We start from the raw sequence: 26640 nt of genomic DNA on the forward strand, positions 1-26640 counted from the left end.
CATGGCCGGAGGCTGGAGCCGCGACGGTGCGGTACAAGAGCAGATCGAAGACAGCATCAAGGACGAGCTTGCGCGGATGCAGGCCCGCAAGCGCCCTATGGGCGAGAGCGCGACTCATTGCGTCGAATGCGAAGAGCCGATCCCCGAAAAGCGCCGCACCGCCATTCCGGGCGTGAAGCTCTGCATCGACTGTCAGCAAGAGCGCGACGGCGCCTATCAGGCGCGCGCCGGGATCAACCGGCGTGGCTCGAAGGACAGCCAGCTCAAGTAGGATCGTCGTCCCGGGATTCTGTGCGGGTCTCTGCAGAATCTTCGGCACGGTCGGGATTGTCACGCCGCCGCAGCGCGCGTCCACGTTCGAGCCCGCGCCGGTAGAGCGGCATCACGTCCAGCATCGCCACGGCAAAGCCCAGCGGGATCATCCAAAAGCCCAGCACCGGCAGGAAGCCAAGAACGCCGCCGCAGATCAGCAGCAGGCCCAGCACCAGCCGCAGCCCCGGCGGCACCTTGCGGCGCACATACACCAGAAAATGCTGCATCCGCCGCTTGATGCTGCGCTTTGCCCGCGGCCGGCCGGGGGCAGCTTGCGGCGTGCCTTGGCTGTCATCGTCGCGCGGCGGCATGGGGCGGATCCTCTGGCTGCGGGGGAGAGCGGACCGTCATAGGTCCGAAAGAGAGGGGCGGGCACCTTCGCGCCCGCCCCGGAAGATCAGTCTTCCATTGCCTCAAGCTCGTCGATGAAGCCCTCGATCATCGACAGGCCCTTGTCCCAGAACTTGGGATCGGTGGCATCAAGGCCGAAGGGCGCCAGCAGCGCCTTGTGGTGCTTCGAGCCGCCCGCTTTCAGCATGTCGAAATACTTGTCCTGGAACCCTTCGGGGTTGGCCTCGTATTCCGCGTAAAGCGCGTTCACCAGCCCGTCACCGAAGGCATAGGCGTAGACGTAGAAGGGCGAGTGCACGAAATGCGGGATATAGGCCCAGAAGGTCTCGTAGCCTTCCATGAAGTCGAAGGCATCGCCGAGGCTTTCCGCCTGCACCGACATCCACAGCGCGTTGATGTCCTCGGGCGTCAGCTCGCCACCGCGGCGCGCCGCATGCAGCTTGCACTCGAAGTCATAAAAGGCGATCTGCCGCACGACCGTGTTGATCATGTCCTCGACCTTGCCCGCCAGCAGCACTTTGCGCTCGGCCTTGTCCTTGGCCTGATCGAGCAGGCGGCGGAAGGTCAGCATCTCGCCAAACACCGAGGCGGTCTCGGCCAGCGTCAGCGGGGTCGAGGCCAGCATCTCGCCCTGACCGGCGGCCAGCACCTGATGCACGCCGTGGCCCAGCTCATGCGCCAGCGTCATCACGTCACGCGGCTTGCCGAGGTAGTTGAGCAGCACATAGGGGTGCGCGTCGGTCACCGTGGGGTGGGCAAAGGCGCCCGGCGCCTTGCCGGGATTGGCGGCGGCGTCGATCCAGCCCTTCTTGAAGAAGGGCTCGGCGATCTCGGCCATGCGCGGATCGAAACCGGCATAGGCGTCCATCACGGTCTTTTCCGCCTCGTCCCAGCCGACGATCCGGTCGGTCTCCATCGGCAGCGGCGCGTTGCGGTCCCAGACCTGCATACGGTCGAGCCCCAGCCATTTGCGCTTCAGCTCGTAATAGCGGTGCGACAGGCGTGGGTAGGCATTGACCACGGCGTTGCGCAGCGCCTCCACCACCTCGGGCTCCACGTCATTGGCAAGGTGCCTTGCGTGCTGCGCGGTGGGCATCTTGCGCCAGCGGTCCATCACTTCCTTTTCCTTGGCCTGCGTGTTGTGCACGCGGGCGAAGGTGCGGATGTTCTGGCCAAAGACCCGCGCCAGTTCGTGGGCCGCGGCTTCGCGCTTGGCGCGGTCCTGTTCGGTCAGCAGGTTGAGCGTGCTCTCGATGCTCATCTCCTCGCCGTCGACGGTGAAGCTGAGCCCGGCGATGGTCTCGTCAAAGAGCCGCTCCCATGCGTCGCCGACCACGCCCATGTCGTGCAGGAAATGCTCCATCTCGTCCGACAGCTGGTGCGGCTTCATCGCGCGGATGCGGTCGAAGGCGGGCTTGTAGCGGCCCAGCTCGGCATCGGCGGCAAAGAGCCCGTCGAGGAGCTCATCGTCGAGCCGGTTCAGCTCGAGCGTGAAGAACACCAGCGGCGTGGTGAAATGGGTGATCTTCTCCTGACAGTCCGACAGGAACTTGGCGCGCTCGGCATCGATGGTCAGCTGGTAGTAGCGCAGCCCGGCAAAGGACATGATGCGGCCCGCGACCGCCTCGATCTTTTCATGGCGCTGGATCATCTCGAGGAAGCCCGCGGCATCCAGCTCGCCCAGCTTGCCCTCGTAGTCATGCGCAAAGCGCGCGCAGGCGTCTTCCAGCCAGTCCAGATCGCGCTTCACCTCCGGCGCGTCGGGCGCGGGATAGAGATCGGTCAGATCCCATTCCGGCAGATCGCCCAGGTTCTTGCCCCCGGCAGCGGCAGTGGCATCAAAAACGGGCCGAACGGTCATCGCGTCTCTCCTTGTTCTCTTTGTTGGGAGACAGGTAAGAGCCCGCCCCCCGCAGGTTCAAGGGCAAAGCGCCGCCCGGCGCTCTGCCGCTTCGTCTAGATCAAAATATCCCGGGGTGAGGCGCGCAGCGCCGAGGGGCAGCGCCCCTTGCTGCCGCGCGCCCCGATGTCACTTTGCCACGCAGTCGGCGAAATACTCCACCGAGCCGTCGGGCATGACCTCCTGCACCAGCCCGTGGATGTCGGTCTCGAAGCCGGGGCAGGCGCGGGCGAACTCGCGGTTGAACCGCAGGTAGTCGACGATGCGCTTGTTGAACACCTCGCCCGGGATCAGCAGCGGGATGCCCGGCGGGTAGGGGGTGACCAGCGAGGTGGTGATCCGCCCTTCCAGCTCGTCGATCGGCACGCGCTGCGTGGTGCGGCGGGCGATATGGGCATAAGCCTCGCCGGGGTTCATCGCAGGCTCGAGGTCAGACAGGTAAATCTCGGTCGACAGCCGCGCCACGTCGTATTGCGCGTATTGCGCGTGGACATGCTGGCACAGGTCCTTGAGCCCCATGCGCTCGTAACGGCGGTGCTTCTGGCAGAACTCCGGCATCGAGCGCCACATCGGCTGGTTCTTGGCGTAATCGTCCTTGAACTGCTGCAGCGCGGTCAGCAGCGTGTTCCAGCGGCCCTTGGTGATGCCGATGGTGAACATGATGAAGAAGCTGTAGAGCCCGGTCTTCTCCACCACCACGCCGTGCTCGGCGAGATATTTCGTGACGATCGAGGCGGGGATGCCCCAGTCGTCGAAACGCCCGTCGAGGTCGAGCCCCGGCGTGATGATCGTCGCCTTGATCGGGTCGAGCATGTTGAAGCCCGGCGCCATGTCGCCAAAGCCGTGCCAGCTGTCGGTGCCGCTGCTCTCGACGCCCTCGGCATCGGTCTTCTTCAGCACCCAGTCGCGGGTGCGGCCCATGCCGTCGCTGTTGTGGTCGAAATCCTCGGGACCCCAGACTTTGAACCACCAGTCGTCGGCGCCGTATTCCTCGTCGACCTTGTGCATGGCGCGGCGGAATTCCAGCGCTTCGACGATGCTCTCCTCAACGAGCGCGGTGCCGCCCGGCGGCTCCATCATCGCCGCTGCCACATCGCAGGAGGCAATGATGCTGTACTGCGGGCTGGTGGAGGTGTGCATGAGATAGGCTTCGTTGAAGAGATGCCGGTCGAGCTTGGTCTCTTCGCTGTCCTGCACCAGCACATGGCTGGCCTGCGAAATCCCTGCCAGCAGCTTGTGCACCGACTGGGTGGCATAGGTCACCGATTTCTTGGTGCGCCCGCGCTTGCGCCCCATGGCGTGATAGGTGCCATAGAACGGGTGGAAGGCGGCATGCGGCAGCCACGCCTCGTCGAAATGCAGGTTCTCGACATAGCCGTCGAGCAGCCCTTTGATCTCTTCGGTGTTGTAGAGAACCCCGTCATAGGTCGATTGCGTCAGCGTCAGGATGCGCGGCTGCACGCTGTCGGCATCCACGTCCTTCAGCAGCGGGTTGGCGCGGATCTTGGCCTTGATGCTCTCGATCTCGAACTCGCTGCGCTGGATCGGGCCGATGATGCCCCAATGGTTGCGCGTCGGCTTGAGGAACACCGGGATCGCCCCGGTCATGATGATCGAATGCAGGATCGACTTGTGGCAGTTGCGGTCCACCACCACCACGTCGCCGGGGGCCACGCTGTGGTGCCAGACCATCTTGTTGCTGGTCGAGGTGCCATTGGTCACGAAGAAGCAGTGATCGGCGTTGAAGATGCGTGCGGCATTGCGCTCGGATTCGCCGATGGCGCCATTGTGGTCGAGCAACTGGCCCAGTTCCTCGACCGCGTTGCATACGTCGGCGCGCAGCATGTTCTCGCCGTAGAACTGGTGGTACATCTGGCCGATGGGGGACTTGAGAAACGCCACGCCGCCCGAATGGCCGGGGCAGTGCCACGAGTAGGACCCATCCTCGGCATAATCGAGCAGCGCCTTGAAGAACGGCGGCTGGATGCCTTCGAGGTAGCTCTTGGCTTCGCGGATGATGTGCTTGGCGACGAACTCCGGCGTGTCCTCGAACATGTGGATGAAGCCATGCAGCTCGCGCAGGATGTCGTTGGGCAGGTGCCGCGAGGTCTTGGTCTCGCCGTAGATGTAGATCGGCACATCCTCGTTCTTCCAGCGCAGTTCCTCGATGAAGTTGCGCAGGTTGAGAACCGCCGGATCAAGCTCGGGACCGGGAGAGAATTCCTCGTCGTCGATCGACAGCACGAAGGCGCTGGCGCGGGATTGCTGCTGCGCAAATTGCGACAGGTCGCCATAGCTGGTGACGCCCAGCACCTCGAACCCCTCGGACTCGATGGCTTCGGCGAGCGCGCGGATGCCGAGGCCCGAGCTGTTCTCGGAGCGGAAATCTTCGTCGATGATCACGATGGGGAAGCGGAACTTCATTCTTTTCTCCAACAGGGGGTCTTTCGTTGGGTGGATGTGCGGTCGCCGAGGCCGTGGCCCCTGTTCCGGGCGGGTCTTCGGGGCACGGTATGTTGCCCTATAATGATCGGATGTTTCTTTCTTTTGAACCCGCCGCCGTCAAGGGCCTGCATAAGAGGCGGCAACGGTCAGCCATAGGCGTCCAGCAGCGATTTCAGCCCGTCCAGCGTGTCGATCTCATCCACCGGTTTGTCGCGCCGCCAGCGCGCCATGCGCGGAAAGCGCAGCGCGATGCCGGACTTGTGACGCGGGCTTTCCTGAATGCCCTCGAAGGCGATCTCGAACACCAGTTCGGGCGTCACCTGCCGCACCGGGCCAAAGCGCTGCTGCGTGTTGCGCTTCACCCAGCGGGTGATCTCGTCGAACTCGGCGTCGGTGAGGCCGGAATAGGCCTTGGTGAAGGGCACCAGCCCGTTGCCGTCTTTCACTGCGAAGGTGAAGTCGGTGAAAAGGTTGGCACGCCGCCCGTGGCCCTGCTGCGCGTAGATCATAACCGCGTCCACGCTCAGCGGGTCGAGCTTCCACTTCCACCAGTCGCCGCGCTTGCGCCCGTCGCGATAGGCCGAGTCCCGGTGTTTGAGCATCAGCCCTTCGGAGCGGTGCTCGCGTGCGCTCTCGCGCTGGGCGGCGAGCGCGGGCCAATCGGCCTCGGTCAGCAGCGGCGAGGGCATTACGGCGGCATCCTCCGGCAACCCCTCTAGCAGCGCCTCAAGCCGCTGGCGGCGCTCGGACAGGGGCAGGGCGCGGATATCTTCCCCCTCATGCTCCAGCAGGTCATAGGCCAGCATCCGCACCGGCGCCTCGGTCAGCAGCTTCTTGGGCACCGTCTTGCGCCCGATCCGGGGCTGCAACTGGGCAAAGGGCAGCGGGCCGCCGTCCTTCCACGCGAGGATCTCGCCATCCAGAACCGTGCCCGGCGGCAGGAAGTCGGGGCTGCGGGCGAACTCGGGAAAGCGGTCGGTGATCAACTCCTCGCCGCGCGACCACAGATGATGCGTGCCGCCGCGCAGGATCAGTTGACCGCGGATGCCATCCCATTTCCATTCCGCGAGCCAGTCGGCAGGATCGCCAAGGCTCGCCGCCTCCGCCTCCAGCGGCGAGGCAAGGCAGAACGGGTAGGGTCGGCTTTCGTCCTCACTGGCATCTTCTTCGGCGGTCAGCTGCGCCCAAGTGGTCTCTTCGGGGTGCCATTTGCCCATCAGCCGCAGCGCCATGGCGGGCTCGTCGACGCCCGTCGCCTCGGCCAGAGCGCGGGTCATCAGCTTGCGGCTGATGCCGATGCGAAAGCCGCCAGTGATCAACTTGTTGAAGAGGAAACGCTCGGTGGGGTCCAAGTGATCCCAGACCTCCAGCACCGCCGCCTTGCGCGCCTCGGCCTCCAGCGGCGCGAGCCCCTTCACCACGTCGATCCAATGGGCAAGGTCGCGGTCCTCGGGCGCGCTCGGCGGGGGCAGGATCAGCGCGATGGTTTCGGCCAGATCGCCAACGATGGGATAGCTCTCCTCGAACAGCCACAGCGGGATGCCCGCGCGCTCGGCGGCCCATTCGCGCAGCAGCGTGGTGGTCACCGCCCGCTTCGGACGGCGGCCCGAGAAGAGCGCCACGGCCCACAGCCGGTCGGTCTCGGGCGCGCTTCGAAAGAACTCGGTGAGGGCAGAGGTTTTCTCTGACGTTCTAGTGGTTTGGTCGAGCTTGGTGAAGAGGCACGCGAAGTCCTTCATGCGGCGTCTCCGGTTTTCTCGGCTGCATCTTCCTCGCCGCCGAACTCGGTGGGAACGGGCGTGGCGTCATAGCCTTCGCTGCGCAGGTATTGCGCAAAGATATCCGTGTAACCATGTGTCGGATATATGTTTTCTGCACCCATCTCTTTGATGGCGCGGAGCAGGGCGGGCCAGTCGGCGTGGTCCGAGATGACAAAGCCGCGCTGCACGCCGCGCCGCCGCCGCACGCCGCGCAGACGCATCCAGCCCGAGGCGAAACCGGTCTGTGCCGGGCCGAATTTGCGCGCCCATGATGTGCCAAAGGCCGAGGGCGGCGCGACCACCATCGGCGCGGGATGCGCCTTGCGGTCGAAGTCGGGCGTCACGGGGATCGTCTCGCGGTCGAAGGCGCCGATCTCGCGCAGCACCGCATTGCTGCCCTCCACCGCGCCATGGGTGAGGATCGGGCCAATCTCCGGGTCGAGCATCGAGATCAGCCGCTGCGCCTTGCCAAGGCTGTAGGCCCCCAGAAGCGAAGCGCGCCCGGCCGCGCGATTGGCGCGCCACCAGCCGTTGATCTCGGCGGCGATCTCGGCCTGCGGCTGCCAGCGGAACACCGGCAGGCCAAAGGTGCATTCGGTGATGAACGCATGGCAGCGCACCGGCTCGAAGGGCTCGGACAGGCCGTCGTCCTCGAGCTTATAGTCGCCCGACACCACCCATACCTCGCCGCCCACCTCGACCCGCACCTGCGCCGAGCCGGGCACATGTCCGGCGGGGTGAAAGCTGACGGTGGCGCTGCCGATCCGCCGCGGCTCGGCATAGGGCAGCGTCTCGACCTCGACGCCCAGCCGGTGCCGGATCATCGCGGCGGTGACCGGCGTGGCGAGATAGCTGCCGTGGCCGGGGCGGGCGTGATCGGAATGCGCATGGGTGATAAGCGCCCGCGGCACCGGGCGCCAAGGGTCGATGTAGATATCCGCCGCGGGGCAGTAGATGCCGCGCTCGGTGAAGCTGAGAACCGGATCCGCCATGCGCGGAAGCATAGCGCGGGGGCGGCGCTCGGCCAGATCGCGGCCCGAACTGCCGGGCCGAGCCAAGCGCGAACGCAGCGCCCTCAGGCGCGGGCCTGCGCGCCCTTGTCCTCTGCCGCCTGCCGGTACAGCGCCGAGATCTGCGAGATGACCCGCTCGCGCGTCACCGCATCTTCCATCAGCACCTCATGCTCGCCGCCTTGGATCAGCTCCAGTCGGCCACCCGGCCAACGCGCCATGCGGCTGCGGATGCGGGCACCGTCCACCACGCGCTCATTGCTGCCGAGGAAGGTGATGCAGGGCACCTCGGGCGCGGGCAGCCGCGACAGCGCAAGGCATTCGGCCAGCGCCTCATGCAGCCAGCGCAGCGACGGCCCGCCAAGCTGCAACTGCGGCACCTCGGTCACCTGCCGCAGCATATAATCCCAGCCGCTGCGGTCGGTGGTCAGCACATTGCCTTCAAAGGCGGTGCGGGTGAGATAGCTGCCGGGGCCGGTGGAGGGGGCGTAGAAATGCCCCATGCCGAAACGCGCGCCAGACCAGCTGAGCGCCCATGCCGCCTGCCGCACCGGTCCGACAAAGCGGATGCCCCACATCGGCGCGGTGAAGCCTGCGCCCGCCACCGGCAGGCCGCGCACCAGCGCGCGCAGGCCAATGGCACCGCCCATGGAGTGGCCAAGCAGATGGAAAGGCTCGGGCAGGCCAAGATCGCGCGCCGCCCCCAGCATCGCATCCACGTCGCGCTGGTAGTCGGCAAAGAGATGCACATGGCCAGTCTGCGCGTCCTCGAGCATGCGGTCGGCCAGCCCCTGTCCGCGCCAGTCGATGGTCAGCGTGTGAAAGCCGCGCGCGGCAAAGGCCTGCGCGACCCGGCCGTATTTCTCGACATACTCGGTGCGGCCGGGGAACAGCAGCACGGTGCCTTCGGCTTTCGCCGGGCCGGGATAATGGCCAAGCCGCAGGCGCAGCCCGTCTTCGGCGCGGATCCAGAGCGCACGGGCGCCCTCGGGGCCCTCGGCCAGATCGGCATAGAAGGGGGCCTCGGCGCTCATCCGGCCAGCGTCTTGGCCAGCCGCATGGCCGCGCCCATGTCGCCATCCATCTGCAGCGCGCCGGTCATATAGGCGGTGGTGGGGTTCTTCTCACCCTCGATGATGGCGCGGAACGTCTCGGTGTCGGCGGTGAGCGTGACGTCGGCGGGCAGCTCGCCAGTTTCTGCCGCGGCACGCGCCCCGGCTTCGTCGACGATGATCGCGCCTTTGCCCTCGATTACGAATTTCGCAACCCCGGCGAATCCCTCGCCATCCAGCTTCTTGTTCAGCGCGGCGACCGCCGCCTTGACCGTTTCGCTCATGATCCGGACACTCCTCACGAATTCCTGTGCTGGCAATCCAGCGGGCTTGGGTTACACTTTCCTGTATGAGCATGCTGTCGCGCAAAATCCAACCTAGAACGGCGCTTGCGCTGGCCCTAGTCACGTTTTCCCTACCTTGCCTCGCTTTGGCACAAGAAGGGGCACAACAGGGGGCTCCGGATGGGCCACAGATGGGCGCGCAAAACGCGGCGCCCGATGCGGCAATCGCCGCCGGGCCGCAGGGGTCTCAGCAGGGGGCTGAAAAGGACACCCAGAGCCGCGAGGCAGAGTTGCTCGCCGAGTTGGCCGCAGCGCCCAGCCCCGAGATCGCCGACCGGGCCGAGCGTGATTTGCGCGCGGAATGGTCGAAATCGGGGTCTGCGGCGATGGATCTGCTGCTCAAGCGGGGCCGTGATGCGCTGGAGGTCGGCGAGATCGACACCGCCATTGGCCATCTCACCGCGCTCACCGATCATGCGCCCGGCTTCGCCGAGGGCTGGAGCACGCTTGCACTGGCCCATTACGCCGCCGACCGGCTGGGCCCGGCGATGGATGCGCTGGAACATACGCTGGCGCTCAACCCCAATCATTTTGGCGCCCTGCAGGGCGTTGGCGCGATCCACGAGGAACTGGGCGATCTTGACCTTGCTTATCGGGCCTATTCACGGGTAGTTGAGCTCAGGCCTTACGACGAGACTGTCACCGAGGCAATCGATCGGCTGGAGACGCGGGTGAAAGGCGTTTCCCTCTAAAGGCTACAAGCGGACCCGAGGTTCGCTGAAGACGAAAGACAAGGCCCCCTCCCATGGCCCAACGCGCGCGGATCGCGGCCGTCCTCGGCCCGACCAACACAGGCAAAACCCATTACGCCATCGAACGGATGCTGGCGCACAGGTCCGGTATGATCGGCCTGCCGCTGCGTCTTTTGGCGCGCGAGGTCTATGACAAGGTGGTCGCCGCGCGCGGCCCCTCTGTCGCGGCGCTGGTCACCGGCGAAGAACGCATCGTGCCGCCGCGCGCGCAGTATTGGATTTGCACGGTCGAGGCGATGCCCGAGGGCATGGGCTGCGATTTTGTCGCCATCGACGAGATCCAGCTTTGCGCCGATCCCGAGCGCGGCCATGTGTTCACCGACCGGCTGCTGCGCATGCGCGGGCTCAATGAGACGTTGTTTCTGGGCTCGGACACCATGCGCGGGCCGATCTCGCAGCTGGTGAAGGGCGTGGAGTTCATGCGCCGCGACCGCATGAGCCAGCTGTTCTATTCGGGCTCGCGCAAGATCTCCCGCATGCCGCCGCGCAGTGCCATCGTCGGCTTCTCGGTGGACAACGTCTATGCCATCGCCGAGCTTCTGCGCCGCACCAAGGGCGGGGCGGCGGTGGTGATGGGAGCGCTCAGTCCGCGAACCCGCAACGCGCAGGTCGATCTCTATCAGAACGGCGATGTGGATTACCTCGTGGCCACCGATGCCATCGGCATGGGGCTCAACCTTGATGTCGATCACGTGGCGTTTTCCTCGCTGCGCAAGTTCGACGGGCGCCGCATGCGCGAGTTGCAGCCGAACGAGTTGGCGCAGATCGCGGGCCGTGCGGGGCGGGGGATGCGCGACGGCTCGTTCGGCACCACCGGCGACGCGGGGCAGATCGACGAAGAGTGGGTGGAGGCGATCACCAGCCACCGGTTCACCCCGCTGAAAAAGCTCAACTGGCGGAATTCGGCGCTGAAATTCGGCTCGCCCGAGGCGCTGATCGACTCGCTCGAGCAGGCGCCGCCGGACCAGAATCTGGTCAAGGCGCGCGAGGCTGACGATCTGATGTCGCTGAAAACGCTCAATTCGCAGGCGGAGGTCCGCGCCCGCGCGTCCGACCCGGCCTCGGTAAAGCTGCTGTGGGATGTCTGCCGTATTCCCGATTTCCGCGGCATCAGTCATAATGAACACGCGTCCATGCTGCAGGTGATCTACCAGCATCTGCACGAGCGCGGGAGTATCCCGGGCGACTTCATGGCGCGGCAGGTGAAACGCATTGATCGAACCGATGGAGATATCGATGCGTTGTCGAAACGGCTGGCGTTCATCCGCACATGGACTTACGTGGCGCAACGCAAAGGTTGGGTGGATGACGAAAGCCATTGGCGCGAGGCGACCCGCGCGGTAGAAGACGCACTGTCCGATGCGCTGCACGCGCGTCTGACGCAAAGATTTGTTGACCGCCGCACATCAGTGCTCTTGCGGCGGTTGAAGCAGAAGGAGGCCCTCTTGGCCGAGGTGAACGACAACGGAGAAGTGACCGTCGAAGGCGAATTCGTCGGTCGGCTCGAGGGGTTCCGGTTCCGGCAGGATGCCGGGGCGACGGGCCAGGAAGCCAAGACGCTGAAGACAGCGTCGCTGCAGGCGCTGGCGCCGCATTTCCACCTGCGGGCGGATCGCTTCTATAACGCTCCCGATACCGAGATCGACTTCACCGAACAGGGTGGTCTGATGTGGGGCGAGCAGGCGGTCGGCAAGCTGGTGAAGGGCGATGACCCGCTGAAGCCGCGCGTTGCCGTTTTCGTCGATGACGAGGCTGGCCCCGATGTGGCGCAGAAGGTCGAACGCCGTCTGCAGCATTTCATCGATCGCAAAATCGCCGCGCTCTTCGAGCCGCTGCTGAACCTGCAGAACGACGAGGCTCTGACCGGTCTGGCGCGTGGCTTCGGCTTCCGCCTGATCGAGGCGATGGGCATCATCCCCCGCAGCCAGGTGGCCGATGAGGTCAAGCAGTTGGATCAGGACGCCCGTGGCGCGCTGCGCAAGCATGGCGTGCGTTTCGGTCAGTACACGATCTTCATGCCGCTGCTGCTCAAGCCCGCGCCGACGCGCCTGCGTCTGGTGCTGTGGTCGCTGTCGAACGATCTCGACACCTTCCCCGAGGCACCGCCGCCGGGTCTGGTGACCGTGCCCAACATGCGCGATGTGCCGATGGTGCATTACTCGCTGTCCGGCTACCGCCCCGCAGGCGAGCGCGCCATCCGCATCGACATGCTCGAGCGTCTGGCCGACATGCTGCGCAGCGAAGACAGCCGCGGCGGCTTTGAGGCCAAGGCCGACATGCTGTCGATCACCGGCATGACGCTGGAGCAGTTCGCTGACCTGATGGAAGGTCTCGGCTACCGCGCCGAAAAGGGCGAGCGCACCAAGGTGCGTGCCGCTGACAAGGTGCTGACCGAAAGCTCCGATCCGACCGGCACCCCGGGTGAGGACGAGCCGGTGTTCGACGCCGCGCAGGAAGAAGAGGCGACCCCCGCCGCAATGGCCGATCCGGCTGCCGAGCCCGCGCCCGCGGATGTGGTGACCGGCACCGAGAGCATCGACGACGAGGGCGTTGCCCCCATCGCCGAGACGCCGGACGCGACCGAGGTGGACAACCACATCCCCGAAGCGTCGGAAACCGAAGTGTTGCCGGGCGAAAGCCCCGATGCGGCGCTCGCAGGTCCCGAGATCGAGGTGTTCTACACCTTCACCTGGGGTGGCAACCGCAACCGCGGTGGCCGTCAGGGTGGCCGTGACGGTGGTGCCCGCGAGGGTGGCCGTGAAGGCGGTCGTCAGGCGCGCGGCAAGGGTGGCCCCAAGGGCGGCGGCAAGCCGCGCGGCAAAGGCGGTCCCCGCAGCGGCGGCAAGGGTGGTCCGAAAGGGCCGAAGACCTTCGAGTCGCGCCCCGAGAAGAAGGACCGGATCGATCCGGACAACCCCTTCGCGGCTGCGCTCATGGGCTTCAACAAGGACAAGTCCTGAGCCCCTCGGGACACTGACCCAGTGACCGAACAACTCCAGAAGATCCGCCTCGACAAATGGCTCTGGCAGGCCCGCTTCTTCAAGACGCGGAGCCTGTCGGCCAAGGCCATCGGGGCGGGGCTTCGCGTGAATGGGACCAATGTATCGAAACCCGCCTTCAACGTCGGGCCGGGGGATGTGCTGACCTTCTCTCAGGCGCGGCAGGTGCGGGTGATCAAGGTGCTGGCGCTTGGCGAACGGCGCGGTCCGGCCCCCGAAGCGCAGCAACTCTACGAGGACCTCGATCCGCCGCAGCCGAAATCGAAGGACGACGTTCCACCGGTGCAGCGCCTCGAAGGCAATTCTCGTCCCACCAAGCGTGACCGCAGGAAACTCGATCTTGATCGCGGCCGGACGCTTGAATGATCCGCTGTGCTGGTCTAGCTAAGCGCCCATCAGCCTTTGAGAGACAGCAATGACCTACGTCGTCACCGAAAATTGTATCGCCTGCAAATACACCGACTGCGTGGAAGTCTGCCCGGTGGACTGTTTCTACGAGGGTGAGAATACGCTGGTTATCCACCCCGACGAATGCATCGACTGCGGCGTCTGCGAGCCGGAATGCCCCGCCGATGCGATCCGTCCGGACACCGAGCCGGACATGGAGAAATGGGTGGAGTTCAACCGCAAGTATGCGGAGCTCTGGCCGGTGATCATCACCAAGAAAGACCCGCTGCCCGAAGCCGAAGAGCGCGACGGCGAGGCGGGCAAGATGACCAAGTATTTCTCGGAAGCGCCGGGCGAGGGCGACTGACCGAGAAGCAAGACGACCGGCGCGGGGCGCGATTCGTGCCTGCCGCGCCGGAACCCGCACACGGGGGCGTGTTTTTCCCCGTAACATATTGGTACAGAAATAGTTCTTTCCGGGGCGGGCGCTCCTAGGAAAGACGGTCGTTTTGTGCTATATTCTGCGCCACTCATGTTGAAACCATGCACATACGACCGGGCCGATCTGCACCCGGGGGGTTAAGCGAAACGCGTTAACACCAGGCGAACGGAATGCTCCGCATCCCGTCCGTCTTTCTGTCGCGTGTGCACAAGGTTTTGCTGCTAAGGACGCTGTTGGATGACCAAGACCAAGAAGAACGAATTCCGCCCGAACGACTACGTGGTCTACCCCGCCCATGGTGTGGGCCAGATCATGTCGATCGAAGAGCAGGAAATCGCCGGCCTCAAGCTGGAACTGTTTGTGATCTCCTTCGAAAAGGACAAGATGACCCTGCGGGTGCCCACCCATAAGGCCACTGAAATCGGCATGCGTTCGCTGTCCTCCCCCGACGTGGTGAGCCAGGCCATGAAGACCCTGAAGGGCAAGGCCAAGGTGAAACGTGCCATGTGGTCCCGCCGGGCTCAGGAATACGAACAGAAGATCAACTCGGGTGACCTGATCGCCATCGCCGAAGTGGTGCGCGACCTGCACCGCGCCGACGATCAGCGCGAGCAGAGCTACTCCGAGCGTCAGCTCTACGAAGCCGCGCTCGAGCGCCTGACCCGCGAAGTCGCGGCTGTCAGCGGTGGCGACGAAGTGGCCGCCGCCCGTCAGGTCGACGAAGTGCTGGGGCTGCGCGCCGCCTGATAGGGCGCATTCTCTCAAAATTAAAAAGGGCCGTCCCCGCGGGGACGGCCCTTTTGCTTTGCCTGCCTTTGGCGCGGCTCAGTGCAGCTTCAGCTTCGGACGGATGCGCTTGGACGCGCCGCCGATCAGCGAGCTCAGTGTGGCGCGCCATGTGCCCAGAACCGACTTGCGGTGCAGGAAGTGCAGCGAGCGATAGGCACGGCGGGCCAGCCAGCCCTCGATGGTGATCGTGCCGATCGCCTTGCCCATCAGCGAGCCCACAGCGCCCTCGTTGGAGATCGCCACCAGCGAGCCGTGGTCGGCATAGGAGAAGGGCTTGAGCGGCTTGCCAGCCAGCTGTGCGGCGATCTGGCGCTCCATGAACTCGGCCTGCTGGGTGGCGACCTGCGCGCGCGGCGGCAGCGAGGTCTCCTTGGCGGGCCACGGGCAATCGGCGCAGTCGCCCAGAGCGTAAATCTGATCGTCGGCCAGCGTCTGCAGGGTGGGGCGCACCTTGAGGCGGCCAAGGCTGCCGGTCTCGAAGCCTTCGAGCTGGCCGATCACCTCGGGGGCGCGCACACCGGCGGCCCAGACGGTCAGGTTCGAGGTGAATTCCGTGCCATCGGCCAGATGCACCGAGCCCGGCTCGATCCGCGCCACTTTCGCACCGCAGTGCACGTCGATGTGCAACTCGCGCAGGTGCCGCTCGACCTTCATCGAGATATTCTCGGGCAGCGCCCCAAGCACGCGCGGCGCGGCTTCCAGCACGCGGATGGTCACCGCGTCGGGGCGGCGCACCTTGTGGATGCCGTTGCGGGCGAACTGACCGGCGGCCTCGCGCAGCTCTGCGGCCAGTTCCACGCCGGTGGCGCCCGCGCCGATGATGGTCAGCTCCAGCTTGTCGTCCCGCGTGCAGAGCGCGCCGGTCTGGAAGCGCAGGAAGAGGTTCAGCAGTTCCGCCTGCAGGCGTTTGGCCTGCGCGGGCGTGTCCAGCATCATGCAGTTCTCGGCCACACCCGGCGTGCCGAAGTCGTTCGAGCGGCTGCCGATGGCCAGCACGAGGATGTCATAGGGCAGGGCGCGCTTGGGTGCGAGCGGGCGGTTGGCCGGGTCGTTCACCGCCTGCAGGTGCACCAGCTTTTTCTCGCGGTCGATGCCGGTGAACCGTCCGAGGCGGAAGCTGTAATCGTTGCGATGCGAATGCTCGAGCAGGCTGATCTCTTCGTCGAACCCTTTGGTGCCGGCTGCGAATTCGTGCAGCGAGGGTTTCCACATATGCGAGAGGTTCTCGTCCACCAGCGTGATCTCGGCCTTGCCGTGTCGGCCGAACTTATGGCTGAGGCGGGTGGCGAGGTTCAGCCCGGCAGTGCCGGCGCCGACGATGACGATTCTGGGAGGCTTGGAAGTCTGTGTCATGATCGAGGCATTTCGCGTCTGTCGGACGGAGGGCGGGACGTGGCCGGCGCCTCTTGCGCGGGTCTTGGTCCACCTCCGGCGGCCTCCGCATACATGAGGTGATCGTAAACAACAGCGACGAAAGGGCGCATTGCGCACACATTCCCGCGATTGGTGGCGCTGGCGTCGCATTCTGCACGAGAATTGAGCTTATCGCCCCATCCGGCCTGCGCTTTTCGCGCCTGCGGCATACCGTGGGATACTCAAACCCCTTATTTTATTGCGCCCAGGGTCGCCTGGGCGGCATAATTTGCTGCGCTGCAGCGACGCGCCTTGAGTGATTCTCCCTTGGCCAAATGCGGTGAGATCAGGCCGACTCGCGCCGCTGCGCCTCGAGCGCGGCGAAGAGCGCGGTTTCGAGATCCTTCTCCAGTTCCTGCGATCGCTTGATGTAGGCCGGGTTCTCGGCGGGATGGGTGCCCGGGTCCCAAAGCTCGGCAAGCTCGCGCATGGTCTCGCGGTCGTGGCGATAGAAGGTCTGCTCGGCGGCGGCGGCCTCATATTCGGTCAGCCCGGCCTCTTCGAGCACGTAGCGTCCGGCCCGCAGCGAGCTGTCGAACATCTCGCGCACCATTTTGTCGGCGCCCGCCTGATAAAGCTCGTAGACATGGGTACGGTCGCGGGCGCGGGCGATGACGAAAAGGTCGGGGCGGATGCGTTTGGCGAAGCGCACCAGTTTGGTCGTGGCCTTGGGGTCATCAAGCGCGGCGACCAGCACCTTGGCCTTGCCGATGCCCGCCGCATGCAGCAGCTCGGGCCGGGTGGGATCGCCGAAGAAGCCCTTCATGCCGAAATTGCGCATCAACTCGATGGTCTGCATGTCGTGGTCGATCACCACGGTCTGGAAGCCCGAGTTCTGCACGAGGCGATTGACGATCTGCCCAAAGCGTCCGATCCCGGCGATGATGATCGGCCCCTGACTGTCGATCCGGTCATCAGCGCGCGGTTCGGCTTTCTCGACCAGCTTGGCCGACAGTGTGTCATAGAGGATGAAGAGCGCTGGGGTGATCAGCATCGACAGCGCCACCACCATCAACATGCGCTGGCCCAGTTCCTCGGTCAGCACGTTTTGCTGCAGCGCGAAAGAGATCAGCACGAAGCCAAACTCGCCCGCCTGCGCCAGCGACAGGGTGAACAGCATCCGGTCGCGGCCCTTGAGGTGAAAGAGCCCGCCCAGCACATGCAGGATCGCGCCCTTGACGAGGATCAGCGCGGCGGTGGCGCCAAGCAGCAGCAGGGGCTCGCGCAGGAAGTCGGCAAAATCGATCCCGGCGCCCACGGTGATGAAGAAAAGCCCCAGCAGTAGCCCCTTGAAGGGCTCGATGTCGGCCTCAAGCTGGTGGCGGAACTCCGAGTTGGCCAGCACCACGCCCGCAAGGAAGGTTCCGAGCGCGGGCGAGAGGCCCACCAGCCCCATCAGGAAGGCGATGCCGACGACGATGAGCAGCGCCACGGCGGTGAACATCTCGGGCAGCCGCGCGGCGTTGATGTAGCGAAACAGCGGGCGCGCGCCGTAGACGCCTGCAAGGATGATCAGCGCGATGGCCCCCAGCGTGACCAGCGCCACCCCCCAGCCGGGCAGGCCTTCGACCAGCGACATGCCGTGCCCGCCGTGGCCTGCGTCGCTGTGGTCAGCGTTGGAACTGGCCGCCATGAACGGGCCGCTGAGCAGCGGCAGCAGCACCAACATGGGGATCACCGCGATGTCCTGCGTCAGCAGCACCGAAAAGGCGCCGCGCCCGCCGTTGGTCTGCATCAGCCCCTTCTCCGACAGGGTCTGCAGCACAATGGCGGTGGAGGAGAGCGCAAAGATCATCCCCGCGGCCACCGCCGGGCGCCAGTCGAGGCCAAATGCCATGGTCAGCCCGGTCACCGCCCCAAGCGTCAGCAGGATTTGCAACCCTCCGAGCCCGATCAGCCGGTGTCGCATGTCCCACAGCGCGCGGGGCTCCAGTTCCAGCCCGATGATGAACAGCATCATCACCACGCCGAACTCGGCATAATGGCGCAGATCGTCGGTGTGCGAGACGAGGTGCAGCACCGGCCCGATGACGATCCCGGCCAGCAGATAGCCGAGCACCGACCCCAGTCCCAGCCGGGCGGCGATGGGCACCGCGATGACCGCGGCTGCGAGGTAGATCGAGGCCTGAAAGAGCGTGCTTTCCATGTCCGTCCCGTGGCTTGCTTCGCGCCGCCATGATGAGACGGGATCGCGCCGGATGACAAGCGCGGGTGGCGGCATGTGCCGGGGCCGGACAATTTGCCGCCGCGATCGGACATACGCGCGGGGCTGCGGCTGCTGCGCGCTTGACCGAGGCGCGGCGGCGGCGTATTTCAGCCCCGTGGCGATTTGTTGACGGATTGCGGGCCACGTAAAACATGCCGCTAAAAGGTCGGACGAGAGAGCCCCTTTCGCTTGACCGCGAATGGGGCTTTTTCATTTCCGGCGCAGAGGGTTAGCCCGGACACAGAAAGGTGGAAGATCATGGCAGATTTCAAGAAGGCATCGCGCACCGAACTGGTGCACGGCGGCACCAAGCGCAGCCAGTGGGGGGAGCTCAGCGAGGCGATCTTCCTCACGCAGGGCTTTGCCTATGACAGCGCCGAGCAGGCCGAGGCGCGCTTTATCAAGACCGAGGCGGATGAATATATCTACGCCCGCTACGGCAACCCGACCGTCGCCATGTTCGAAGAGCGCATCGCGCTGCTCGAAGGCGCCGAAGACGCCTTTGCCACCGCCTCCGGCATGGCTGCCGTCTCGGGCGCGCTGACCGCCATGCTCAAGGCCGGGGACCGCGTGGTCGCCGCGCGCGCGCTGTTCGGATCCTGCCTTTACGTGCTCGAAACCATTCTGACCCGCTTCGGCGTCGAGGTGGTCTTTGTCGACGGGGCCGATCTGGCGCAATGGGAAGAGGCGCTGGCGCCCGGTGCCGAACTGGTGTTCTTCGAGAGCATGTCGAACCCGACGCTGGAGCTGGTGGATGTCGAGGCCGTCGCCAAGCTGGCCCATGCCAAGGGCGCCAAGGTTGTGGTCGACAACGTCTTTTCGACCCCGGTCTACAGCCGCGCCATCGAGCAGGGGGCCGACGTGGTGGTCTATTCGGCGACCAAGCACATCGACGGGCAGGGCCGCACGCTGGGCGGTGTGATCCTCGGCTCGCGTGAGATCATCCGCGGCGTGATCGAACCCTACATGAAGCACACCGGCGGCTCGATGAGCCCGTTCACCGCTTGGGTCATGCTCAAGGGGCTGGAGACCATCGACCTGCGGGTGCGCGCGCAGACCGCGTCTGCCGAGGCGATCGCCAAGGCGGTGATCCCCCATCCCAAGGTGACGCGCGTCAGCTATCCGGGGCTCGAAAGCCATCCGCAGCATGAACTGGCGCAGCGGCAGCTTGGGGCAGGCGGCACCATGGTGGCCTTCGAGATCGAAGGCGGGAAAGAGGCGGCCTTCCGCTTCTGCAACGCGCTGAAGGTGATCCTGATCTCGAACAATCTCGGCGATGCAAAGTCCATTGCGACCCACCCGGCGACCACCACGCACCAGCGCCTCAGCCCCGAGCAGCGCGCCGGTCTGGGCATCGGTGACGGGCTGATCCGCCTTTCGGTGGGAATCGAGGCCACTGAGGACCTTGTTGCCGATATTCAACAAGCACTTGATGAATCGTGAAGATTTTGTGGCCGGGCAAAATAAAGATTGCCCGGCCACATTTTTGCCCGCAAGAGATGATCCATACGGATAGGTATGCTCGTATAGGTATCGTAAGTGGTGGATATTTCGGTAAAACACCTTAAGTAAGTGGAAAGAACCCCGCCTCGGAGGGCAGGCAATGAATGTGTATTCCCCGGTTGTAGACCGTGACCCGAACCGTGACGAAGCGGAGGCCGCGCTCGCGGTCCTGCGCAAATGGACCGAAACCGCTGCCGATAACGAGATCACCGATCTCGACCCTGCGCTGCTGAAGCTTCTCGGGGCCGCACAGGATTACCCTACCTTTTCGCGCCAATACCCCGAAGGGTTCACCGTCGAGCCTTCGTACAAAGACTCGCTGCCCGACCTGCAGAACGGCCCGTCTTCGCTGATCCGCGGTGAGAACCGCCGCATTCAGCATGTGGGTATCTCGAATTTCCGCCTTCCGATCAGCTATCGCACCAAGGAAGGTGCGCCGCTGACCGTCGAGACCTCGGTGACCGGTACGGTCAGCCTCGAGGCCGACAAAAAAGGCATCAACATGTCGCGCATCATGCGCAGCTTCTACACCCATGCCGAAAAGACCTTCAGCTTTGGTGTGATCGAAGCGGCGCTGGATGACTATAAGTCCGACCTCGAAAGCTTCGACGCGCGCATCCAGATGCGCTTCCGCTTCCCGATGCGGGTCGACAGCCTGCGCTCGGGCCTGTCCGGCTATCAGTATTACGACATCGCGCTGGAACTGATCGAGAATGACGGCGTGCGCCAGCGCGTCGTGCACCTCGATTATGTCTACAGCTCGACCTGCCCTTGCTCGCTGGAGCTTTCCGAGCATGCGCGCCAGTTCCGTGGCCAGCTTGCCACGCCGCACTCGCAGCGTTCGGTGGCGCGCGTGTCGGCGGTGCTGACCGACGACGAAGACTGGATGTGGTTCGAAGACCTCGTGGGGCTCTGCCGCTCTGCCGTGCCGACCGAGACGCAGGTCATGGTCAAGCGCGAGGACGAGCAGGCCTTCGCCGAGCTCAACGCCGCCAACCCGATCTTCGTCGAAGACGCGGCGCGGCTCTTTGCCGAGGCGCTGCAGGCCGATCCGCGGATCGGCGACTACCGCGTGCTTGCCAGCCATCAGGAAAGCCTGCACTCGCATGACGCGGTGGCGCTGCTGACCGAAGGGCCGACCTTTGCGCAGGCCAGCCTCGATCCGACGCTCTTCCCGAGCCTGATCCATCAGGGCTAAGCAGGGGCAGGGATAGGGGCGGCCGCGGGCCAAGGCTCCGCCGCTGCCGCTTTCCTGAGCAACAGCTTCGTGCCGCCGGTCACTCCGGCGGCATTTTTCTGCAATGCAGCAATTTCTGCCGGTGCGGAGGTGACGGGGAGTGGCCGCCGGACCATCTTGAAGGTGGAGGGCAACGCAACCCACCGGAGGTCTTGGCATGACCACGAGCACTGCAGCGGAAAACGTGATGATCGGCATGGGGCGCGGCTCGCTGCGCGCCCGGATCGACAGCTATTTCACCCAGCTTGGGCTTGGGGTGAACGCCGCCGGTCTGGCCCGTGCGCGGCTGCGCGAGATCATCGTGCTGGAAAGCCAGAGCGATGACCGGCTGGCCGAGTTGGGGCTCACCCGCGAGCAGATTTTGCCACATGTCTTCCGTGACCTTTTCGGCGACTGACCCTTGCCCAAGCGCGGCGCTTGACAGGGGGGCAGCGCCGGGCGAAGGCTCTGGCCATGTTCGACATCCGCCCCGTTGCCTATGTTCTCGGCCTGCTCGTCACGACGCTTGGCGCCTGCATGCTCGTACCGCTTCTGGTGGATATCGCCGAGGCGCGCGGCGAGTGGCATGTCTTTCTCGAAAGCGCGCTGCTGACCATGCTGACCGGCGGTCTGATCGCGCTGGCCTGCGCCAATGCCGGGCGGCAGGGGCTGACGCTGCAGCAGACCTTCCTGCTGACCGTCGGCGCTTGGGTGGTGCTGCCGCTCTTTGGTGGCATCCCCTTCATGCTGGGCGCCACCGAGGCGCGGCTGGTGGATGCGGTGTTCGAGGCCATGTCGGGCGTCACCACCACCGGCTCGACGGTGTTCACCGGGCTCGATGATCTGCCCAAGGGTATCTTGCTGTGGCGCGGCATGCTGCAATGGCTGGGCGGGGTGGGGATCATCGTCGTCGCCATGGTGTTCCTGCCCGAACTGCGGGTCGGCGGGATGCAGATCTTCCGGTCCGAGGCCTTCGAGACCATGGGCAAAATCCTGCCCCGCGCCACCGAGATCGCCTCGTCGATCTCGACCATCTATGTGGGCATGACGCTGGCCTGCACGGCGGCCTATATGGTCTGCGGCATGGATGCGTTCGACGCCACGGTGCATGCGCTCACCACGCTCTCGACCGGCGGGTTTGCCAATTACGACGCGTCTTTCGGCACCTTCTCGGGTCCGGCGGAATATGTCGCCGCCTTCTTCATGGTCGCCGCCGCGCTGCCCTTCGTGCGGTATGTGCAGATGCTCAACGGCAACCAGCGCGCGCTCTGGCGCGACAGTCAGGTGCGGGCCTTCTTCGCGACGATCTTCACGCTGGTGCTGGTGATGAGCGTGACGCTGGTGATCAAATTCCCGCATCATCCCGAACAGGCGATCCGCGAGTCGCTGTTCAATATCACCTCGATCATCTCCGGCACCGGCTACGCCTCGGTGGACTATATGGGCTGGGGCGCCTTCCTGATCACGCTCTTCTTTTTCATCGGGCTGATCGGGGGCTGTGCGGGCTCGACCGCCTGCTCGGTGAAAATCTTCCGCTACCAACTTCTCTTCGCGTCGATCCGGGTGCAGCTCAAGCGTATCCGCGCGCCGCATGGTGTCTTCACCCCGCGCTTCGAGGGCCGCCCGGTCAGCGACGAGGTGCTGAGCTCGGTGATGGCCTATTTCGTTTTCTTCGTGGTCTCGCTCGGTGTGCTGTCGGTGGCGCTCGGCTTCACCGGGCTCGACTTCGTGACTTCGGTGTCCGGCGCGGCCACGGCGCTTGCCAATGTCGGCCCGGGTCTGGGCGACATCATCGGTCCGGCGGGCAATTTCGCCACGCTCAACGACACCGCCAAATGGCTGCTGGTCTTTGCCATGCTGGTGGGGCGGCTGGAGATCATGGCGGTCTTCGTGCTGTTCACCGCCCGTTTCTGGCGCGACTAAGAGCGCCTCCGGCGGGCGTATTTAGGGGAACAATGAAAGCCCCCATGCGCCAATTCATTGTTCCTACAAATACGCATCTTCGCCCGCCACCGCAGCGAGGGCCGGGACAGCGCGCTGCCCCGGCCATCAAGGTCAGTCCTGCGGCACAAGCTTGCCGGGGTTCATGATGTTCTGCGGATCGAGCGCGCGCTTGATCTGCCCCATGACCTGCCAGCCGGGCCCGTGTTCGGCCTCCATATAGGCCATTTTGCCAAGCCCGACGCCATGCTCGCCGGTGCAGGTGCCGCCGAGCCGCAGCGCCCGTTCGGCCATGCGGTGCGACAGCGCCTTGGCGGTCTTCAGCTCCTCGGGGCTGTCGGGGCCGATGAGCAGCACCGCGTGGAAATTGCCGTCGCCCACATGGCCGAGGATCGGGCCGGGGATGCCGCTGGCGGCGATGTCGGCCTGTGTCTCTTCCACCGCCAGAGCAAGCTCCGAGATCGGCACGCAGATGTCGGTCACCACCGCGCGCGCGCCTTTGCGCGAGGCGAGGATGGCGTAATAGCCGTTGTGGCGCAGCGCCCAGAGCGCGCGGCGCTCTTCTTCGCGGGCGGACCATTCGAACGGGCTGCCGCCATTGTCGGCGACGATCTCGGCAAAGCGCTCGGCGTCCTGCTTCACGCTTTCGGGCGAGCCGTTGAACTCGACCAGCAGGTGCGGGCTCTCGGCCATCTCCATGCCCGAGTAGTCCGAGAAAGCGCGGGCGGTGGCGGCGTCGACGAACTCGATGCGTGCCATCGGGATGCCCATCTGGATGGTCTCCATCACCGTGGTCACCGCGCTGCCCATGTCGTCAAAGGCGCAGATGCCCGCCGATACCGCCTCGGGGATGCCATGCAGCCGCAGGGTAAGCTCGGTGACAAGCCCCAGCGTGCCCTCCGAGCCGACAAAGAGCGCCGTCAGGTCGAACCCGGCGGCGGATTTGCGGGCGCGGGTGCCGGTCTCGATCACCCGGCCGTCGGCCAGCACCGCCTTGAGGCCCAGCACGTTGTCGCGCATGGAGCCGTAGCGCACCGTGGTGGTGCCCGAGGCGCGGGTCATCGCCATGCCGCCAAGCGAGGCATTGGCGCCTGGATCGACCGGGAAGAACAGCCCCGTGGCGCGCAGTTCCTCGTTCAGCGCCTCGCGGGTGACGCCGGGCTGAACGGTCACATCCATGTCGGCGGGGCGGATTTCCAGCACTTTGTTCATGCGGATGAAGTCGACGGTGACGCCGCCTTTCACCGCCTGTCCGTGGCCCTCGAGCGAGGTGCCGGCACCCCAGCCGATCACCGGGCAGCCGTGTTCGGCGCAGATCTGCACGATGCGCTGCACCTCTTCGGCGGTTTCGGGGTAAGCGACGCCATCGGGCGGCGTCAGGGGGAAATAGGACTCGGATCGGCCGTGCAGGTCCAGTTCGGACTTGGAGCGGGTGAATCGTTCGCCTAGGAAGTGATCAAGAGCCTCCAGGGCTTCGGCGACGGGCATAGAGAACCTCCGTGGAAAATCGGGGCGACCTTATCCGCGCCGGGCGGGCTGCGAAAGCCATGCTACACATGGGCGTGAGCAAGCAAGCCCGCGCGGGCACAGCGGCGAGGCTGCGACGAGGGCAGGGAACGGGCAGGACGAGGACGGAACCGAGCGATGCTGAGCCAGCTAGCCATGCAGTGGCGCGAGACGCGCGCGCTGTGCAACCGGGGGTGGGACACGCTGCGGCACAAGGGGCCGGGTCAGATCACCTTCTGGATCATCGCTCTGTTCGTCGGCGCCGCCGCAGGCTTTGCCGCGCTGCTCTTTCGCCTCGCGATCCAACGGCTGCAGGCCTTCGTCTACGGCACCGAGGACGTCAACCTGCTGCATAGTTTCGCGCAGAGCCTGCCGTGGGTCTATGTGCTGCTGGTGCCGGTGGTCGGCGGCGCATTGGTCGGGTTGATTTTGCAGAAGTTTACCCCAGACGGGCGGGTGCGCAGCGTCTCTGACGTGATCGAGGGGGCGGCGCTCAACGACGGGCGGGTCGAGAAGAAGGCGGGCATCGCCTCGGCGCTCTGCTCGTGGATCACCCTCTCGACCGGCGGCTCGACGGGCCGCGAGGGCCCGGTGGTGCATATCGCCGCGATGATCGCCTCTTGGGTGTCGAACCTCTTGCGGGTCGACGGCATCACCGGGCGCGACCTTCTGGGCTGCGCCGTGGCGGCGGCGGTTTCGGCCAGTTTCAACGCGCCCATCGCCGGGGCGCTTTTCGGGCTTGAGGTGGTGCTGCGCCACTTTGCCCTGCACGCCTTTGCCCCGATCGTGGTGGCCAGCGCCGCGGGCACGGTGATCAACCGCCTCTATTTCGGCGATGTCACCGAGTTCGTGCTGCCCGGCACCACCACGGTGCAATTTTACCTCGAACTGCCCGCCTTCTTCTTGATGGGCCTCGTCTGCGGGCTGGTGGCGGTGCTGATGATCAAGGCGCTGTTCTGGTCTGATGGCGTGGGCACGGCGATCCAGAAGCGCCTTGGCCTGCCGCATTGGCTGCGTCCGGCGGTGGCGGGGCTGATGCTGGGGGCGATCGCGATCTTCTACCCGCATATCATCGGTGTCGGTTATGAGACCACGTCGCGCGCGCTGTCGGGGCAACTCACGCTCAGTCAGGCGATGATCTTCGCGGCGGTGAAAGTGGCGGCGGTCTCGATCACCATGGCCGGGCGCATGGGCGGCGGGGTGTTCTCGCCCTCGCTGATGCTGGGCGCGCTGACCGGGCTGGCCTTTGCGCATGTGGCCACCGGGCTGTTCCCCGAGCAAAGCTCGGTCTTCACGCTCTATGCGCTCGCGGGCATGGGGGCGGTGGCGGCGGCGGTGCTGGGCGCGCCGATCTCGACCACGCTGATCGTGTTTGAATTGACCGGCGACTGGCAGACCGGGCTGGCGGTGATGATCTCTGTGTCGATGTCGACCGCGCTGGCCTCGCGCCTCGTGCATCGCAGCTTTTTCCTGTCGCAGCTTGAGCGGCGCAACGTGCATCTCGCCGCCGGGCCGCAGGCCTATCTGCTGGCGATGTTCCGGGTGCAGGGGGTGATGCGCAAACCCAATGACGAGGGCGCTGCGGATGAGGAAGCCTGCCTGCGGATGATCGAGCAGGGGCTTTTCCTCAACGCGCAGGCGACGCTGGAGGCGGCGCTGCCGCTCTTCGACAAATCCGGCGTGGCCTATCTGCCGGTGGTCACCCGCAAGGGCCCCGACGACGCGCCGGTGCTGCAGGGCGCGCTGTTCCATGTGGACGCGCTAAAGGCTTACAACCGCGCTTTGGCCGCAACGGCGGCGGAAGAGCACAGCTGAGGCCTTTGCCCCGGCCCGCACGCGGTGGCCGGGGGCTTTGCACGTCAGCGCATCAGGCCAGTTCGAGCGTCACCTCGATATTGCCGCGGGTGGCGTCGGAATAGGGGCAGACCTCATGCGCGCGCTTGAGGATCGTCTCGGCGGTCTCACGCTCCAGCCCCGGCATCTTGGCGATCAGTTTCACCACAAGCTCGAAACCGCCGCTCTCCTTGGCACCGATGGCCACTTCGGCGTCCACCGTCGCCTCGGCGGGCACGGTGCCCAGCTGTTCGGTCTGCGCGACAAAGCGCATCGCGCTGAGGAAACAGGCGGCATAGCCCATAGCAAACAGCTCTTCGGGGTTGTGGCCCTTGCCCGCGCCGCCGAGTTCCTTGGGCGCGTTCATCGTCACGGTCAGCAGGCCCGAGGTCAGCTTGGTGATGCCGTCGCGGCCATTGCCCGATGCCTGCGCCTGCGTGCGATACTTGATGTCGAGTGCCATGGAAGAATCCTTTGTG

The 26640-nt window shown here is 65.4% G+C and carries 22 protein-coding genes and 1 riboswitch; of the genes, 11 read left to right on the top strand and 11 right to left on the bottom strand.

Annotated features, from left to right (window positions below; genetic code table 11):
* Position 1: 1 nt before the first annotated feature.
* Positions 2 to 271: a DksA/TraR family C4-type zinc finger protein gene (locus AYJ57_RS12550; RefSeq protein ID WP_066105753.1), complete on the top strand. Its 270-nt coding sequence runs from the start codon at positions 2 to 4 to the stop codon at positions 269 to 271.
* Here the strand turns inward: AYJ57_RS12550 and AYJ57_RS26350 are convergent.
* From AYJ57_RS26350 to AYJ57_RS12585, 7 genes are all read right to left on the bottom strand, one after another.
* Positions 264 to 623: a hypothetical protein gene (locus AYJ57_RS26350; RefSeq protein ID WP_237220152.1), complete on the bottom strand. Its 360-nt coding sequence runs from the start codon at positions 621 to 623 to the stop codon at positions 264 to 266. The two genes, AYJ57_RS12550 and AYJ57_RS26350, sit on opposite strands and share 8 nt — an antisense overlap.
* A gap of 86 nt (positions 624 to 709) precedes the next feature.
* On the bottom strand, positions 710 to 2524 hold the full coding sequence (locus AYJ57_RS12560; RefSeq protein ID WP_066105756.1) for a M3 family oligoendopeptidase: 1815 nt from the start codon (positions 2522 to 2524) through the stop codon (positions 710 to 712).
* 168 nt (positions 2525 to 2692) lie between these two features.
* The gene (locus AYJ57_RS12565; protein WP_066105758.1) at positions 2693 to 4987 is read right to left on the bottom strand and encodes an arginine/lysine/ornithine decarboxylase; all 2295 of its coding nucleotides are present in this window, start codon (positions 4985 to 4987) and stop codon (positions 2693 to 2695) included.
* A gap of 167 nt (positions 4988 to 5154) precedes the next feature.
* Positions 5155 to 6747: an ATP-dependent DNA ligase gene (locus AYJ57_RS12570; RefSeq protein WP_066105761.1), complete on the bottom strand. Its 1593-nt coding sequence runs from the start codon at positions 6745 to 6747 to the stop codon at positions 5155 to 5157.
* Positions 6744 to 7760 carry a ligase-associated DNA damage response exonuclease gene (locus tag AYJ57_RS12575; protein WP_066107063.1) on the bottom strand — a complete coding sequence of 339 codons (1017 nt, stop codon included), beginning with the start codon at positions 7758 to 7760 and terminating at the stop codon, positions 6744 to 6746. Before AYJ57_RS12575 ends, AYJ57_RS12570 begins: the two co-directional genes overlap by 4 nt.
* 83 nt (positions 7761 to 7843) lie before the next feature.
* Positions 7844 to 8812 (bottom strand): alpha/beta fold hydrolase, encoded by a 969-nt coding sequence (locus tag AYJ57_RS12580; RefSeq protein WP_066105764.1) that lies wholly within the window; start codon positions 8810 to 8812, stop codon positions 7844 to 7846.
* Positions 8809 to 9114 (bottom strand): SCP2 sterol-binding domain-containing protein, encoded by a 306-nt coding sequence (locus AYJ57_RS12585; RefSeq protein ID WP_066105767.1) that lies wholly within the window; start codon positions 9112 to 9114, stop codon positions 8809 to 8811. Before AYJ57_RS12585 ends, AYJ57_RS12580 begins: the two co-directional genes overlap by 4 nt.
* Positions 9115 to 9305: 191 nt before the next feature.
* On the opposite strand from AYJ57_RS12585, the gene AYJ57_RS12590 reads away from it, so the two are divergent.
* From AYJ57_RS12590 to AYJ57_RS12610, 5 genes are all read left to right on the top strand, one after another.
* Positions 9306 to 9866: a hypothetical protein gene (locus AYJ57_RS12590; RefSeq protein ID WP_066105769.1), complete on the top strand. Its 561-nt coding sequence runs from the start codon at positions 9306 to 9308 to the stop codon at positions 9864 to 9866.
* Positions 9867 to 9919: 53 nt separating this feature from the next.
* A complete protein-coding gene (locus tag AYJ57_RS12595; protein WP_066105772.1) occupies positions 9920 to 12886 on the top strand; it encodes a helicase-related protein in 2967 nt (988 codons plus the stop codon).
* Positions 12887 to 12907: 21 nt separating this feature from the next.
* The gene (locus AYJ57_RS12600; protein ID WP_066105775.1) at positions 12908 to 13291 is read left to right on the top strand and encodes an RNA-binding S4 domain-containing protein; all 384 of its coding nucleotides are present in this window, start codon (positions 12908 to 12910) and stop codon (positions 13289 to 13291) included.
* Positions 13292 to 13340: 49 nt separating this feature from the next.
* Positions 13341 to 13679 carry a ferredoxin FdxA gene (gene fdxA / locus AYJ57_RS12605; RefSeq protein WP_066105778.1) on the top strand — a complete coding sequence of 113 codons (339 nt, stop codon included), beginning with the start codon at positions 13341 to 13343 and terminating at the stop codon, positions 13677 to 13679.
* 312 nt (positions 13680 to 13991) lie between these two features.
* Positions 13992 to 14501, top strand: a complete 510-nt coding sequence (locus AYJ57_RS12610; RefSeq protein WP_066105780.1) for a CarD family transcriptional regulator — start codon at positions 13992 to 13994, stop codon at positions 14499 to 14501.
* A 78-nt stretch (positions 14502 to 14579) separates the two neighbouring features.
* On the opposite strand, the gene AYJ57_RS12615 is transcribed toward AYJ57_RS12610, so the two are convergent.
* Both AYJ57_RS12615 and AYJ57_RS12620 read right to left on the bottom strand, forming a co-directional pair.
* Positions 14580 to 15896: an NAD(P)/FAD-dependent oxidoreductase gene (locus AYJ57_RS12615; RefSeq protein WP_066105783.1), complete on the bottom strand. Its 1317-nt coding sequence runs from the start codon at positions 15894 to 15896 to the stop codon at positions 14580 to 14582.
* 346 nt (positions 15897 to 16242) lie between these two features.
* Positions 16243 to 18102, bottom strand: coding sequence for a monovalent cation:proton antiporter-2 (CPA2) family protein (locus AYJ57_RS12620; RefSeq protein ID WP_066105786.1), 1860 nt, complete (start codon positions 18100 to 18102; stop codon positions 16243 to 16245).
* A gap of 165 nt (positions 18103 to 18267) precedes the next feature.
* Positions 18268 to 18344: riboswitch (SAM riboswitch) on the top strand.
* Between the two features lie 76 nt (positions 18345 to 18420).
* On the opposite strand from AYJ57_RS12620, the gene metZ reads away from it, so the two are divergent.
* The 4 genes from metZ to AYJ57_RS12640 all read left to right on the top strand — a co-directional run bounded on the left by metZ (position 18421) and on the right by AYJ57_RS12640 (position 22804).
* Positions 18421 to 19605, top strand: a complete 1185-nt coding sequence (gene metZ, locus AYJ57_RS12625) for an O-succinylhomoserine sulfhydrylase (RefSeq protein WP_066105790.1) — start codon at positions 18421 to 18423, stop codon at positions 19603 to 19605.
* Between the two features lie 160 nt (positions 19606 to 19765).
* On the top strand, positions 19766 to 20863 hold the full coding sequence (folE2, locus tag AYJ57_RS12630; RefSeq protein ID WP_066105793.1) for a GTP cyclohydrolase FolE2: 1098 nt from the start codon (positions 19766 to 19768) through the stop codon (positions 20861 to 20863).
* Between the two features lie 196 nt (positions 20864 to 21059).
* A complete protein-coding gene (locus tag AYJ57_RS12635) occupies positions 21060 to 21299 on the top strand; it encodes a hypothetical protein (RefSeq protein WP_066105795.1) in 240 nt (79 codons plus the stop codon).
* A gap of 56 nt (positions 21300 to 21355) precedes the next feature.
* The gene (locus tag AYJ57_RS12640; RefSeq protein ID WP_066105798.1) at positions 21356 to 22804 is read left to right on the top strand and encodes a TrkH family potassium uptake protein; all 1449 of its coding nucleotides are present in this window, start codon (positions 21356 to 21358) and stop codon (positions 22802 to 22804) included.
* Positions 22805 to 22936: 132 nt separating this feature from the next.
* On the opposite strand, the gene AYJ57_RS12645 is transcribed toward AYJ57_RS12640, so the two are convergent.
* On the bottom strand, positions 22937 to 24310 hold the full coding sequence (locus tag AYJ57_RS12645; RefSeq protein ID WP_066105801.1) for an FAD-binding oxidoreductase: 1374 nt from the start codon (positions 24308 to 24310) through the stop codon (positions 22937 to 22939).
* A 174-nt stretch (positions 24311 to 24484) separates the two neighbouring features.
* On the opposite strand from AYJ57_RS12645, the gene AYJ57_RS12650 reads away from it, so the two are divergent.
* Positions 24485 to 26143 (top strand): chloride channel protein, encoded by a 1659-nt coding sequence (locus tag AYJ57_RS12650; RefSeq protein ID WP_224899805.1) that lies wholly within the window; start codon positions 24485 to 24487, stop codon positions 26141 to 26143.
* 52 nt (positions 26144 to 26195) lie between these two features.
* Here AYJ57_RS12650 and AYJ57_RS12655 read toward each other — a convergent pair whose 3' ends face one another.
* Positions 26196 to 26624 carry an organic hydroperoxide resistance protein gene (locus AYJ57_RS12655; protein ID WP_066105808.1) on the bottom strand — a complete coding sequence of 143 codons (429 nt, stop codon included), beginning with the start codon at positions 26622 to 26624 and terminating at the stop codon, positions 26196 to 26198.
* Positions 26625 to 26640 lie beyond the last annotated feature (16 nt).

Source organism: Salipiger sp. CCB-MM3 (genome assembly GCF_001687105.1).
In the GTDB taxonomy this organism is placed as follows: domain Bacteria; phylum Pseudomonadota; class Alphaproteobacteria; order Rhodobacterales; family Rhodobacteraceae; genus Salipiger.

Bases quoted from the DNA above. Each gene is read 5' to 3' on its own strand.
- AYJ57_RS12585 (WP_066105767.1), bottom strand. From the start codon at position 9,114: ATGAGCGAAACGGTCAAGGCGGCGGTCGCCGCGCTGAACAAGAAGCTG.
- AYJ57_RS12610 (WP_066105780.1), top strand. From the start codon at position 13,992: ATGACCAAGACCAAGAAGAACGAATTCCGCCCGAACGACTACGTGGTC.
- metZ (WP_066105790.1), top strand. From the start codon at position 18,421: ATGGCAGATTTCAAGAAGGCATCGCGCACCGAACTGGTGCACGGCGGC.
- AYJ57_RS12615 (WP_066105783.1), bottom strand. From the start codon at position 15,896: ATGACACAGACTTCCAAGCCTCCCAGAATCGTCATCGTCGGCGCCGGC.
- AYJ57_RS12565 (WP_066105758.1), bottom strand. From the start codon at position 4,987: ATGAAGTTCCGCTTCCCCATCGTGATCATCGACGAAGATTTCCGCTCC.
- AYJ57_RS12645 (WP_066105801.1), bottom strand. From the start codon at position 24,310: ATGCCCGTCGCCGAAGCCCTGGAGGCTCTTGATCACTTCCTAGGCGAA.
- AYJ57_RS12655 (WP_066105808.1), bottom strand. From the start codon at position 26,624: ATGGCACTCGACATCAAGTATCGCACGCAGGCGCAGGCATCGGGCAAT.
- folE2 (WP_066105793.1), top strand. From the start codon at position 19,766: ATGAATGTGTATTCCCCGGTTGTAGACCGTGACCCGAACCGTGACGAA.
- AYJ57_RS12595 (WP_066105772.1), top strand. From the start codon at position 9,920: ATGGCCCAACGCGCGCGGATCGCGGCCGTCCTCGGCCCGACCAACACA.
- AYJ57_RS26350 (WP_237220152.1), bottom strand. From the start codon at position 623: ATGCCGCCGCGCGACGATGACAGCCAAGGCACGCCGCAAGCTGCCCCC.
- AYJ57_RS12580 (WP_066105764.1), bottom strand. From the start codon at position 8,812: ATGAGCGCCGAGGCCCCCTTCTATGCCGATCTGGCCGAGGGCCCCGAG.
- AYJ57_RS12550 (WP_066105753.1), top strand. From the start codon at position 2: ATGGCCGGAGGCTGGAGCCGCGACGGTGCGGTACAAGAGCAGATCGAA.
- AYJ57_RS12620 (WP_066105786.1), bottom strand. From the start codon at position 18,102: ATGGAAAGCACGCTCTTTCAGGCCTCGATCTACCTCGCAGCCGCGGTC.
- AYJ57_RS12575 (WP_066107063.1), bottom strand. From the start codon at position 7,760: ATGGCGGATCCGGTTCTCAGCTTCACCGAGCGCGGCATCTACTGCCCC.
- AYJ57_RS12570 (WP_066105761.1), bottom strand. From the start codon at position 6,747: ATGAAGGACTTCGCGTGCCTCTTCACCAAGCTCGACCAAACCACTAGA.
- fdxA (WP_066105778.1), top strand. From the start codon at position 13,341: ATGACCTACGTCGTCACCGAAAATTGTATCGCCTGCAAATACACCGAC.
- AYJ57_RS12590 (WP_066105769.1), top strand. From the start codon at position 9,306: ATGGGCGCGCAAAACGCGGCGCCCGATGCGGCAATCGCCGCCGGGCCG.
- AYJ57_RS12650 (WP_224899805.1), top strand. From the start codon at position 24,485: ATGCAGTGGCGCGAGACGCGCGCGCTGTGCAACCGGGGGTGGGACACG.
- AYJ57_RS12635 (WP_066105795.1), top strand. From the start codon at position 21,060: ATGACCACGAGCACTGCAGCGGAAAACGTGATGATCGGCATGGGGCGC.
- AYJ57_RS12640 (WP_066105798.1), top strand. From the start codon at position 21,356: ATGTTCGACATCCGCCCCGTTGCCTATGTTCTCGGCCTGCTCGTCACG.
- AYJ57_RS12560 (WP_066105756.1), bottom strand. From the start codon at position 2,524: ATGACCGTTCGGCCCGTTTTTGATGCCACTGCCGCTGCCGGGGGCAAG.